Annotated in this window: 11 protein-coding genes; 7 read left to right on the top strand and 4 right to left on the bottom strand. The window is 53.4% G+C overall.

Annotated features, from left to right (window positions below):
- Window positions 1–107 precede the first annotated feature (107 nt).
- Entirely contained in the window at window positions 108–896 is a 789-nt protein-coding gene (locus tag ACR0CW_RS11460) for a class II aldolase/adducin family protein (protein ID WP_155148309.1), read from the bottom strand.
- A gap of 91 nt (window positions 897–987) precedes the next feature.
- On the opposite strand from ACR0CW_RS11460, the gene ACR0CW_RS11455 reads away from it, so the two are divergent.
- The gene (locus ACR0CW_RS11455) at window positions 988–1,926 is read left to right on the top strand and encodes a GlxA family transcriptional regulator (protein WP_480787886.1); all 939 of its coding nucleotides are present in this window, start codon (window positions 988–990) and stop codon (window positions 1,924–1,926) included.
- Between the two features lie 45 nt (window positions 1,927–1,971).
- Here ACR0CW_RS11455 and ACR0CW_RS11450 read toward each other — a convergent pair whose 3' ends face one another.
- Window positions 1,972–2,940, bottom strand: coding sequence for an endonuclease/exonuclease/phosphatase family protein (locus ACR0CW_RS11450; protein WP_480787885.1), 969 nt, complete (start codon window positions 2,938–2,940; stop codon window positions 1,972–1,974).
- A 323-nt stretch (window positions 2,941–3,263) separates the two neighbouring features.
- On the opposite strand from ACR0CW_RS11450, the gene ACR0CW_RS11445 reads away from it, so the two are divergent.
- A complete protein-coding gene (locus tag ACR0CW_RS11445) occupies window positions 3,264–5,321 on the top strand; it encodes an adenylate/guanylate cyclase domain-containing protein (protein ID WP_480787884.1) in 2,058 nt (685 codons plus the stop codon).
- 348 nt (window positions 5,322–5,669) lie between these two features.
- On the opposite strand, the gene ACR0CW_RS11440 is transcribed toward ACR0CW_RS11445, so the two are convergent.
- Window positions 5,670–6,590 (bottom strand): LysR family transcriptional regulator, encoded by a 921-nt coding sequence (locus tag ACR0CW_RS11440; RefSeq protein WP_480787883.1) that lies wholly within the window; start codon window positions 6,588–6,590, stop codon window positions 5,670–5,672.
- A 111-nt stretch (window positions 6,591–6,701) separates the two neighbouring features.
- Here ACR0CW_RS11440 and ACR0CW_RS11435 point away from each other — a divergent pair, with 111 nt between their 5' ends.
- The 4 genes from ACR0CW_RS11435 (at window position 6,702) to ACR0CW_RS11420 (ending at window position 10,665) form a co-directional block, all read left to right on the top strand.
- Complete coding sequence (locus ACR0CW_RS11435) at window positions 6,702–7,625, top strand: SDR family NAD(P)-dependent oxidoreductase (RefSeq protein ID WP_155148297.1); 924 nt, start codon at window positions 6,702–6,704, stop codon at window positions 7,623–7,625.
- Between the two features lie 17 nt (window positions 7,626–7,642).
- The gene (locus ACR0CW_RS11430) at window positions 7,643–8,017 is read left to right on the top strand and encodes a DUF4345 family protein (protein ID WP_155148296.1); all 375 of its coding nucleotides are present in this window, start codon (window positions 7,643–7,645) and stop codon (window positions 8,015–8,017) included.
- 345 nt (window positions 8,018–8,362) lie between these two features.
- The gene (locus tag ACR0CW_RS11425) at window positions 8,363–9,295 is read left to right on the top strand and encodes a sulfotransferase family protein (RefSeq protein ID WP_480787882.1); all 933 of its coding nucleotides are present in this window, start codon (window positions 8,363–8,365) and stop codon (window positions 9,293–9,295) included.
- A 152-nt stretch (window positions 9,296–9,447) separates the two neighbouring features.
- On the top strand, window positions 9,448–10,665 hold the full coding sequence (locus ACR0CW_RS11420; protein WP_480787881.1) for a polysaccharide pyruvyl transferase family protein: 1,218 nt from the start codon (window positions 9,448–9,450) through the stop codon (window positions 10,663–10,665).
- 344 nt (window positions 10,666–11,009) lie between these two features.
- On the opposite strand, the gene ACR0CW_RS11415 is transcribed toward ACR0CW_RS11420, so the two are convergent.
- Window positions 11,010–11,666: a GntR family transcriptional regulator gene (locus tag ACR0CW_RS11415; protein WP_480787880.1), complete on the bottom strand. Its 657-nt coding sequence runs from the start codon at window positions 11,664–11,666 to the stop codon at window positions 11,010–11,012.
- A gap of 138 nt (window positions 11,667–11,804) precedes the next feature.
- Here ACR0CW_RS11415 and dctP point away from each other — a divergent pair, with 138 nt between their 5' ends.
- Window positions 11,805–12,791 carry a TRAP transporter substrate-binding protein DctP gene (gene dctP / locus ACR0CW_RS11410; RefSeq protein WP_480787879.1) on the top strand — a complete coding sequence of 329 codons (987 nt, stop codon included), beginning with the start codon at window positions 11,805–11,807 and terminating at the stop codon, window positions 12,789–12,791.
- Window positions 12,792–12,797: the final 6 nt, after the last annotated feature.

The following is a 12,797-nucleotide window of genomic DNA, read 5'->3' as shown; positions in this document are numbered from 1 at the left end:
TACCCTGGCCCGTCGGATGGCGATAGCGCAGCTTTATCACGCCACTGATGGAACAAATGAACCTGTCCGCCGATGCGAACCCATCGGCGGGCAGGAGTGACCGGCACTTACGTTGTGTAATGGGGTGCTTCGACATCAAGGCGTCTGCGAATGGCCAGCCATTCCAATTCGCCTTCATAGCCATACCAATCACTGTTGTTCATGTCCGTCAGGTGACGCTGGATCTCATGTTCAGGGATCTCCCGAATAGTGGCGCCACCGGCTGCGGATTTCTGAACCTCAAGCTGCACGGCGCAGGCCTGATCGAGATAGAAGGACCGAAAGAATGTTTCGCCGGCGGTCGCTCCGAATACAAATGCGCCATGCCATGCCTCGACAATAGCCTTTTTGCCGATCCCGGCCTTGAGCAACCCGGTGAGAAAGTCATCAGTGCACTCGAACTCGTAGTCGGTGTATCCAAGCACGTCGCCGCCACCGATCATCAGATAGGCTTGGCTTAGTGGCTGCAGACCCTCTTTCTGAGCAGACACTCCCATTATCGCCTTTGTATGGATATGCATGATGCAATTCATGTCAGGGTTGGCTTCAAAAAAGAGCTTGCCGATTTCCGTGGCCGATGGGTTCGGTTCACCGTTTTCCGGATTGTGGTTGGTGCGATCAAACCCAACTTTGATCAGATTGGATGCAGTGACCTCTTCGTGCATCCAGCCGTAGTGATGGGTTAAAAGAGCATCTTCACCGGGCACCCGAACGGCGTGCCATTGGTTCGTAAGATCCGTCAGACGATACTTTACCAGCGCGTTGTAGATGGCAGCGAGCTCGCAGCGAGCCTCCCACTCTGCATCACTGCAGTTTGCTGGGCGCTGGCCGCTTGGCTTTGGGGTCATGATATTCATTGCAGATTCCTCCAATCTGCTACCACCGTAAAAATCCAGAGCCGCAATATTTGTCTTGATTTGCCCTGAATTATGCGCCGAATACCCATGTATGAAAAAAGTCAGCTTTGTCCTTTTCCCGGAATTCCAGATGCTTGCCTATGTTTTGGCGACCGAGACCTTGCGGATCGCGAATAAATGCGCGGGCCGAAGCGAGATTGTCTGGCAAACCCGCACCGCAACCAACACACCGGTGCAGGCATCAAACGGGGCAATGATCGCGCCGGATACACTCGATTGGTCGGGTGCCCCCGATGCCGACTTTGTGGTTCTTTGTGCCGGGTACAGTCCGCTGGATTATCTTACATCGCGCGTGCGCGCGTATATTGCCCGCGCCGCAGCTGAGGCACGCGTGCTGGGCGGGCTTGATACCGGGGCGATCATTCTGGCTGAGCTTGGATTGTTAAATGGCAGTCAAGCCGTCTTGCACCATGAGGCCGAAGCGGCCTTTCGCGAGCGTTGGCCCGAAATCATCATCGCGGATAAGATTTTCTGTCTGGATAAACAGAGGCTCACGGCGGCAGGGGGCACAGCGACCGGTGATGCCATGCTTGCCTGGATCGCCCGTGATATTGATCAGGAACTTGCGGAGGCAACGGCAAACGGGATGATCCATGGTGGACCCCGGAGCAGTGAAACCCCCCAGCGCCATATTCGAACAGCGGATCCAGCGCTTTTGCAGATGCATCAATTGATGGTGGACAACATCTCAGACCCACTGACCGTTCAGGATATCTGCACCAAACTGGGTCTGTCGCAAAAACAGTTACGGCGACGTTGCTGTGCTGCCTACCAGATGACGCCATCGGAGTACTATCGCCGCAGGCGGTTGGAAGCGGCCCACCAACTGCTGGTTAATTCACAACTATCAGTGACCCAGATCGCACTTTCTTGTGGGTTTGAAACGGTTTCGAGCTTCTCGCGGGCTATGCATCAGTATTTTGGGAGCCCGCCAAAACAAATCCGAAAGCGGTACTTGGGCTCGGGCTAAACGATCACGTGCTTCAATGCCCACAATGATAATCAGGGAAGTTGTTTATAACCCGAATTCACACCAAAGCGGCAAATGGTCCGATACCCGGTGTGAGATCGAATTCCTGCTGAAATCGGTGTCGGTGTAGACGAAGGGAAGAAAATCAAAATTTCCACCGGACCGCAGTTCAATATCAATCAGCGCGCCGGAACCGGTGGTAAACCAGGCAATCTGATCATAGTAGTTATCATCACTTGGATCGCCGGGATCATCAAACACTGTTCGTGGCAGATTGCGCAATTGATCCGGAATGCGCAGGCCGGTCGATGTGAAGGCGTCAAATAACGGGCTGCCCTCGCGATCGATGTTGAAGTCGCCCAGACAGATGAGGTTGTGATGAAACCTGTTTGATCGTCTGGCCCAGTCTCTGAAGATGTCAGCGATTTCAGCCAGTTCCGGAATTCGGTCTGCGGCTACATCTCCGAAGAGAATGTGAAGCGTGACAAGTATGAAGGTGGTGTCCGACCTGCGAAAGCTGACCGCGTACGGAGTTCTGACAAACTGCTCTCGCAGGGCATCTGCCCCCACTCTTTCCAGCCGATCCGGGGGCACAACCAACTCTGCTGCCAATCCGGATGGCCTGATGCGGGTTCGGTCGAAAATGAAGGCCAGACGTTCGTTGTTTCCGGCTTCCCCAGCGGTCACATCCGTCATCAGGAAATCCCAGTCATCCCCCAGAAATCGCATCGTATCGCGCAGCGCACGGAGGTTACCTTTGAGTTCCTGCACGGCGATTACATCGAAACGCGAGAGGATCTCGATGATCGCGCGCAATCCGCGCAGGTCACGCTTGGGTGAATCGTCTGAGGACGCGGTCCACTTACGCGTCAGGGACGAGAAAGAGCGGATGTTCCAAGTCGCGATAAGCAGGTTATCAGCTTGTTTGACTGGGATTTCTGCATCCAGGCTTGTCGCAAGCGCGTTCAGATCATCTTGAATTGGGGCAGGGGGATTGTCGGTAATGACAGACAAAAAACATCTCCGGTATCGCGTTGATCTTTGAAATAAGTTTATCGGATCTCATAATGTTTGCTCGAAATGCGTAGTGTTTTGAGCTGTCATATAGTGCCAGATCGACAGGGCTCGGACCAAGCATATCTTTCGAAAATCTGCAGACTTATATGTGCCCAACCGCAAATACATGGTCCGAGGTCAGTTTTCTCGTTCGTGGTTGCGGTTCTCTTCACGGAGTGATCCCGCCGGTTTGAAATGTGGTTATAATTACAAGCTTTTAATTGACGATTGAGCCGTCTAAGCTCAGGTCTCCGGCGCCCTCCGCCATAACTGGAGCTGCTATGCGTGTCAGCGTAGGCATCGCTGTAACAATGCTTGTTGCGCTGTCGATCGGTGTGTCGACATTTGTTGTGCACTCGTTGTGGTGGACAACCGCCCGGGAAAACAGCCGGATGCTTGCGGCCGAGATCAACAGTCAGATCGCAAATACAGTGCGGATTGAAGTTGGTCTGACTCTCAGATCCGCAGAAGCGGCATGGGCCGCAGTGCGAACCATTTTCGTTCAGAACGTCATCACCACCCGACAGGCTGACAAACGTGAGTTTGTCTTCCTGTCTCAACTGCAGGCCCAACCTAACATCTCATGGATCATGTTCGGCTGGCCGGATGGGAATTTTTTTGCTGCACATCGTCTGGGCGATGGTGGGCTTGAGATGATGGAAATTGACGATGAAATCCGCGACGGGATGCTGCGCCGGGATCGATACATCTTCATCCCAGGCGACATTCAGTTTGAAGAACGAGATTTCTCGGCAACGAATTTCGACCCACGAGAACACGCTTGGTACGCGAACTTCATCGGGCGTGACGCCACGGATTGGATAGAAGCCCGCGACTTACCCGGCAGTCAAAAGACGGTCTACGCCTATGCAGGTCCGGTCGATGTGAACCGCAGGCGACAGGGGGTGTTGGCTGTCGTTATCGAAACCGACCGGTTGTCGCGATTTTTGGGAACGTTACGGCCGGGTGAGTTCGGCGCTGCATTCATCCTTGATGCAGACGGAAATGTGATTGCAGCACCCGACCCAAATGCAGATGAAGTTACGCCCGCTCGTATGGGTGAAGGAGATCTCTACGAAATCGCGAAAATGTCCGGTGAGCAGCTGCTAGGCGGATCCGACATGCCTCCGGTTGCCAATTCGACGACAAGGATTGTCAATGATGGGGTTCCTTACGCGGTCGCTTTGACACCACTTGGTTTCTATGGGTGGCGAGTCGCTACGGTTATTCCGGAATCCGCCTTCCTGTCCGGGATCGATGCAGCGCTGTTGAACCTGATTTATATATTGATTGGCGTTGTGGTCGTGGCAACTGCACTTGCGATCTGGCTTATGCGGACGGTTGTCGCAACGCCGCTTGCACATATCGTTGAAGATCTCAGCAAGGTTGAACGCTTTGATATCGAACAGATTGCGCGCCGCCCTTCCAAGCTCAAAGAGCTTTCGAACCTGTCGGCGGCGACTGTGAATATGGCCGCTGGCCTGTCGGCGTTTCGAAAATACGTACCCACCGACCTTGTTCGAAGCCTGGTTGCTGAGGGTGTCGAAACCCAACCCGGTGGAGAGATGAAGCGGATTTCGGTGCTGTTTTGTGACGTTGCCGGATTCACTGGCTTGTCCGAACGGATGGGGCCCAAGATCGTTCAATTAATGGAGCCGTTTTTCAGTGCGACCTCATCGGCCATCGCGCGTCATGACGGGACGATCGACAAGTTCATGGGTGATGCGGTGATGGCATTCTGGGGTGCACCGCGTCCCGATCCAAAACACGCTGAAAACGCCTGCCGGGCCGCACTGGACCTCGTGGCGACCGTCGCTGCGACGGGTATCAAGGATGACACCGGATCGCCCTTGCGCATTCGTTTGGGCCTGAACACGGGTGAGGCGCTGGTCGGCAATATCGGATCGGAAGAACGGCTGAATTACACAGCCATTGGTGACGCAGTGAACGTAGCCAGCCGTTTGGAAGGGGCCAACAAAGTATATGGTACCGCAATTCTGATTGGCCCGGAAACACGGCGTGCTGCCGGTGATACGGTGGTTGTGAGAGAACTGGATACGCTGGCGGTTTTCGGCCGCGCCGAGGGCCTCGTTATATTCGAATTGATCGCAATGGCGGACAGTGCCGATGGATCTTTTAGCTGGATAGAGACCTATGAGGAAGGTCTGGATCACTATCGGAACCGGCGTTTTGACATAGCGATCGAAGCATTTGAGGCTACCGACAAGAAACGTGGTGGAGATCCTGCTTCTGCTGTCATGAAAGAGCGTGCCCAAGCCTTTCAAACCGAGCCGCCGCCTAGTGACTGGGTGGGCGTTGCGATTGCGGACAAGAAGTAAGGTGGCTTACACAACAGGGTCAAAACAAAGCGAAGCGCTGGATTGGGTCCTGCTCTATGCTTCTCTCTGCGAAAAAAACACCACACCATTGAGCCGTATGACCCGTCTTTAGCGATCTAGAGTCTGGTATTTTGCCCGAAGGGCTTCAAGTCGTCTGGCAATTACTGCGTTGGGTCTGCAGGTAGCTATCCGATAGTGAGGTCAGGTAGCTGCCCCTCTGGAATGCAGTCCTCTGGCAAGTACAGTGTAAATACTTGGCTCATATTCAGCCCGACTGAGGGTCACGCGTCCGGTAGACATATATCTACCGGGTGGGCGTGGTGCTAAACTGCGCACCACCGCCCCGCGCTATCGGGGCGATACAGTTCCGGAAACCCAAAACTCGTTTCGCCTGGATCTGATCCGTTCAGCAAGAAAGTCGACAAATAGTCGGACGCGTGCCGTGTTTCGAAGGTCGCGATGCAGCAAGAGCCAGATGTTCCTATAGGGCATAGGCTTTTGGAACGGCGCGCGGATTAGGTCGGGGTGACGGTCGCCAAGGTTGCACGCAAGGTAGGCCATCCCCAAACCTGATGCCGCCAAAGTGATCAACGGAACCAACTCCGAAACCCGGTGTTTTAACGTGGCTTTTGGGTAGTAGCTGTCTTTCACCCATTTCGCCGTGGTTGCCTCTTCGGGTTCGTGCCAGCCGATCAGGTGCAATCCTTCGCCACCATTGTCGCAGATCCGTTCGGCGTATTCGCGCGTGCAATAGGCCGCCTGAGACATCTGGACCAGTTTCCGCCCGACCACATCATCTGTCACTTCGTCAGCTACACGCAAGGAAACGTCGGCTTCCCGACGCATGAGATCGCGAACATCGTTTGTGAAATTCATGTTGAGGATGATGTCCGGATAAAGATCGGCAAAGGCAGTAAAGTCATCCATCAACGAAGTCATCGCCAGCCCGTGAGGCAGGGTGACGTAGACTGTGCCGGACGGTTGCGCATCCCGGCCCACAATGACCCGCGATGCAGCTGTCATTTCTGCCTCAACGCGTTCGGCATGAGGCAGCAGATCTTCGCCAAGCTGTGTCAGGGCGAGGCCAGACCTGGTACGGTCGAATAACCGACTGCCCACGCGCTCCTCCATGACTGAAAGCCTACGCGTCAGCGTGGTGTGGTTCACCTGAATACTGTCTGCCCCACCCCGAAGGGTTCCGGTTCGTGCAACCGCAAGAAAGTACTTCAGATCGTCCCAGTTTAGGGAATGGCTTTCCTTTATCGACATGAGACATGTGTTTCATTTTTGAAGCGCGGTGTCCAGAAATACCCATCTACAGATCAAATAATGGGCGCCTTACCTTGGCTTCACCAATCTTGACTCAAAGGAGCCCAACCCATGAACCAGATCCAATCTGTATTGATCACTGGCGCAAATGCCGGACTGGGCCGCGAGGCTGCCCGACAACTCGCCCTACAGAAAGGTATTGCCAAAATCTATTTGGCTTGCCGCAACCGGAGCAAAGCGGAGGCCGCCAAAAAGGCACTGGAGCATGAGACCGAGCGTAAAATCTTTGAAATCGTTCTGATGGATGTGACAGATCCCGCTTCGGTTCGTAAAGCGGTCGCTGAGCTCTCTACCCCGATTGATGCTGTCATTCTCAATGCCGGTGGCACCGGCGGGCAGCGTCCCAACGGTCTCACCAGGGATGGCGTAACCAATATCTTCGCGACCAATGTTCTGGGCCATGTCGTACTGGTGGACGAATTGATGGAGCGCCAGTTGGTAACGTCCACAATACTCTACGCAGGTTCCGAGGCAGCCCGGGGTATTCCCAAAATGGGTATGCACCGCCCTGATCTGTCCGAAGGTACCGTGGACGAGTTCAGATCAATCGCCGATGGCAGCAAGTTTGGCCCCGAGGGCGATCCGATGCAGACCTATGGTTATGCCAAGTTGACGGCGACACTTTGGATGGGGGCGATGGCTCGTCGGCACCCGCATGTTCGCTTTGTCACCATGAGCCCGGGTGGCACCACAGGTACTGCGGGCTTTGACGATCTGCCTCTGATGAAACGTATCTTCTTCAAACATGTGGGTGGAGTGCTGATGCCTCTGTTCGGGATGATGCACAGCGTTGAAACCGGGGCAAAACGGTATCTCGACGGATTGCTCAACCCGGAATTCAAGACCGGTCATTTCTACGCCAGCCAGGCAGGGTATCCCACAGGGCCGGTCGTCGATCAGGCCAGCATCGATGGCGCTCTGTCAGACATCAACACCCAAGACAATGCCGATCTGGCGCTGCGCCAGTTTGTCTAATTCAAAGGAGATATGAAATGGAAACTACACTTAGCATACTCGTCGTTCTTGCAACTCTCATGTTAGCTGGCCTCGGCCTCACGTCGATGTTTGCACCCCGTCGAATGGTCGCGAACTTTGCCATCGAACCGGTGGGAACAGCGGGGCTCAGCACAATTCGCTCGGTAGTTGGGGGGCTATTCCTGGCGTCAGTTGCCTTGCTGGTGATTGGCCTGACGACCGGCCAGACACAGGGCTATTTGGCGGTCGCAATCCTGATGGGTGTCGTAGCCATAGGGCGTATTGTGGGCATTCTCGCTGACGGGTTCGACAAGGCTGTTCTGCCGCCGCTGGTTGCAGAGCTGGTGATCATGGCGGTGTTGATCACGGCCCATAGCCAACTGTCCGTTTAGACGGTCGGAGATCATTCGGGCGGCGGCTAGGGTGAAATCGCCGCTGCCCTTTCAGTTTTGGGTCAAGCAAAACGGCAGATGCCATGGATAGCTTCCGCAGCGGAAGCCCGCACGCTGCACACCAGGCAAATGCCCCGTTCTTAATCTCGCCACGTCAGGCTTTGCGTTGAAATGCTGCGTCACGGAAGGCTTGGATTTGGGTGTATTCACATTGTGAACAGAAGCGACTAAATTAAGCTATTGTCATCAGACCGACCCAAATCTCTACCGGTTTTTTGGCGATCCTTGACAGCTCAGCACAGCTGTTACGATTTTAGAGTAGTACGTTTGAACGAAACGGAGGCTTTGGCCACCAACAAACTTAAAATTCATTTGCGTGATACAATCGGCATTAACCGCTCCGTTTTCCAGCGCATCAATCAGAGACGCCAACAGCTAATGCATTTTAACGATATCGATTTTGTGATTATTGGCGCCGCGAAGTCGGCAACCACATGGCTTCAGAAACAGTTGCAGACGGATCCGGCCGTCTACATGCCCGACCCGGAGCTTCACTATTTTTCCAGAGAGTACAGTAAGGGGCAGGACTGGTATTTTTCGCAGTTCGACGAGCAACTGCTCGATAGGGTCGTTGGCGAGAAATCCAACTCCTACCTTTATGAACCCGAAGCTGCGGCCCGTCTTCACCGAGACCTGCCGCAGGTGAAATTGATCGCGCAACTGCGCAATCCGGTTGAACGAGCCTATTCCAGCTACTGCATGCGGTTCCGGCGCGGCGAGGTCGGGAAGGATATAGAATCTTACCTCGATCCCACGTTAGGTGAGAACCTCAAGTACCTGATCTCGGGAAAATTCGCGTCGCACCTACAGACCTTTGTCGACCTCTATGGCCGAGACAAGCTTCTTATCTTGTTTTTCGAAGGCGTCTCGCTCGATCCGGAGGCTCAGATGGCTCAGGTCCGATCCCACCTTGGCCTGCCGCCACGTCCGTTTTCGTCAATCGGGCGAGAGAAGGTAAAGGACAAGACATCACTGATGGTCTCTCCCCGATTGCGCAAGCATCTTGCGTGGGTAAAACCCATAGTTCGCCCCTTAAGGGGGACGTCCGGGTTCGAGACTGTCCGGGGATTGGTTACCCAGCAGACCCGGTATCCGAAGCTGACAGACGAGTTGCGAAATCGTCTTTACGATTACTATCACCCCTCGATCGAGGCCCTAGAAAAGATGAGCGGCCAGTCGCTCAGCCACTGGTATGGGCCGTTGGATCGGGCCAGCTGATGAGACACTCGCTTTATTCAGGTCTTCACGCCCGGTTCCACGATCTGTGCGGGGCACATGTAATAACTGGAAACCTTACAGGAAGCGACACCTGCGACAGTTCTGAAAGACAAGGAGGAAAAGTGAAAGCGTAATGTCTTTCACTTATTGATATGAAGAAGTTTATTATCACCGGAATTCAGATGAGAAACAAAGGCTCACAAGCCATGTTTCTATCTTTGTGCTATGGTTTGAAGTCTATTTACAAGGACTGCGAGGTTATTGGTTTTGCTAATAAATATGACTCGCCCGAGCAGTATTCGTTCAAGTTGTTACCCTACGACTACTACACGCGTTTGATATTCAAATATCATTTGAACAAGGTGCCACTGTTGGAATCGCTGCTAACGCGTTTTGCCGGTTTCTGGAGAAAAACTGACAAATGGAACGGCAAGGTTCCGGAAATGGTAAAAGCTTTGAAAGACGCGGACGCCATTCTCGATGCAAGCGGCTATACGCTTGGCTCTGGCTGGCCCAAGGGCGGCGGCGAGTTGTTAATGCAAACGATAAAAATCGCAAAACGTTACAATAAACCAGTCGTCCTGATGCCCCAGAGCTTTGGTCCGTTTGACTGGCCTGACGGTAATAATGAGGAATTCCTTAAGAGAGTGAAAAAGGAGTTAACTTACGCCACCAAAATCTATGCCCGCGAAAAAGAAGGGTATGAGTGCTTAAAATCTCTGGACCTGGACAATGTCGAGCTGTCAACGGATATGGTTATCCGGGAGAAGGTTTTTCCAACAGCCAGCGATATCTATGCTTCGCACGAGAATGACGAGATAGACTATCCAGCCCCCAATTCTGTCGGCTTCATTATCAATGAAAACGTATTCAGGATTGGTGATTCCAGTTCGGTGTTTGATCTCTATGCAAAGATACTTGATAGGTTGGTCGACAATGGCGAAAATGTGTACATCCTGAACACGTCCACCGCCGATATTCACCTTGTCGAAAAGGTTCTGAACAAAACCAGGAACAGAGACAAGGTAAGCTTGATTGCCAAAGAATACGCGAGCCCGGAACTGATCGACATCATCGGAAGGTTCAAATACGTGATCGCGTCGCGCTATCACTCGGTGGTATTCGCTTATCGGAGTGGCGTTCCTGCAATTATTCTCGGATGGGCCAGCAAATACACTGACCTTGCAGAGCATTTCTTGCAGCAAGATTACGTATTTGACATCAGAAACCCGGGTGTTGATCAGATTATCGAAAAAATCGACAACATGGGTGAGAAACATGAACAGGAATCACGCCGCATAGCTGGCCAGCTAGAAAAGCTGCAGGCCACTTCGGTTGTGCAAGATGCCATGGATGCTTTGAAGAGTTGAGCTTCCTTGAACCGTCGTCCCGCAACGGTCACTCGTCGCGAAAACCCGCTGCTTTGAAGCGGGTGTTGGCTGCTCCAGATGTGCAGCGTTTCGAGAGACGGAGGGTATCTGGTTCATCGAAGCCAGTTTGTTGTGGAGATGAACCAAGAAGTCCGGAACGCCTATTGATGCCGCTGATAATTTGATCAGGGCATCAATAGGAAGACCCGCTAGTAGGCTCAGTTGAAGAGACGAACAGGATTGCCCGGCTCGGCTTGCGCACATGATCGATACAAGCGGGATGACGAGCGGGGCTCAGAAGCTTCCCTGCAAGCACTCGTGTAAACCGTCTGTCGCTTTCGGTGCTAATCGGATGCGCTTTTCAAAGAAGCCATCAGGTTGTGGAACTTTTCCCCCTGTACGGCGACATGCGCGCGCAATGCATTTGCCGTATCCTCAGGGTGACCACTGTCGAGCGCGCGTACAATGTCTTCATGCTCAGACATCGATTGCGTCATGCGGCCCCGAAATCGAAGCTGCTGCCGCCGGAAGGGTTTGAGGCGTCTGTGTAGCTTGGACGCCTCTTGCTCCAGAAATGAATTGCCGGACTGGTTATATATGATTCGATGAAACCGTTCGTTCTCGAGGTAGTATGTGTCCGGGTCTCCGGCATCGACCGCCATCTGGCATTTTGTATTGGCGTCGGCGAGGTCTTTCAAAGCTTCATCGGAAATGCGCAGCGCTGCTAGTCGGCCGCAAACGGCTTCGAGCTCGGCCATGACTTCGAACATCTCCATCAACTCCACCGGGCCCGGCTGCCGGACAAAAGCACCCCTGCGCGGTATGAGGTCAACCAGACCCGATAGGGCAAGCCGCTGAAATGCTTCTCGAAGTGGCGTTCTTGAAACGCCAAATTGCTCTGCCAGTTTGACTTCGTCCAGCCGGTCTCCGTCCGCAAATGTTCCGTCAAAGATCAGCTCTTCCAGATCCTGAGCGATAGTATCGGCAAGTCTTTGGTCCATAGTGTCCTGTTTTACTCGTGATCGATTGGGAGCTCAAGAATTCAAATCTTGTATACAAAAATATTGACTTAAAAAACATAAGGACTTTATGCTTCTGTTCATCCCCGGCAGGCCCGGGTTTGAAAACGGGAGGAGAAAATGAAAACCATGTTCAAAACAGCCGTCGCTGCTTTGGCGCTCGCGTCCGCTGGCACTATGGGTGCTGCGGAAGAGCTTCGACTGTCACATCAGTGGTCGAACAAGGACATCCGTCACCAAGTCGCTCAGATCGTTGCGGATGAGGTTACCGCGGCTGACGTTGATCTGGAAATCAAGATTTTCGGCTCGAAATCGTTATTCAAACCACGTGAGCAATACAAGCCGCTTAGCCGTGGGCAGTTGGACATGACTGTTCTGCCGCTGAGCTATGCCGGAGGTCAGCAACCAGCCTACAACCTGACCCTGATGCCGGGTCTGGTGAAGAACCACGATCACGCAGCGCGTTTGGCCGACTCACCCTTTATGGAAGCGTTGGAAGAGAAGATGGCCGAGGACGACGTGATGGTTCTGGTCCATGGCTATTTGGCAGGTGGATTTGCCGGCAAAGACAAATGCATTACAAAACCCGAAGATGTCGCAGGCCTTCAAACACGCGCGGCAGGTAAGTCCTTTGAGCAGATGTTGGCCGGGGCCGACGCTTCGATCGCCTCAATGGCGTCGTCGGAAATCTATAATGCCATGCAGACCGGCGTTTTGCAGGCAGCCAATACATCGTCCTCGTCTTTTGTCAGCTATCGTATTTACGAACAGGTCAGTTGCTATACCCCCGCCGGTGATGTGGCGCTGTGGTTCATGTATCAGCCGCTCCTGATGAACAAATCCACTTTCGAAGGGTTGAAAGAAGAGCAGCAGGCTGCGCTGCTGGCAGCCTCGGAAAAGGCACAGGCATACTATCTGGAAGAGGCCAAGAAACAGGACGCAAACTCAGCCAAGGTCTTCGCAGAAGCAGGCGTTGAGATTGCCGAGATGAGCCCTGAGGATTTTGAAGCCTGGCGCGCGCTGGCTCAGGAAACATCCTACAAAGCTTTCGTGGAAGAAGTAACTGATGGGCAGGAGCTTCTGAACAAGGCTCTGGCGGTCGAGTGACCCCAC

The sequence above is a fragment of the Ruegeria sp. CH6 genome (assembly GCF_056537005.1).
This window is presented reverse-complemented; position numbering and strand designations above follow the sequence as displayed.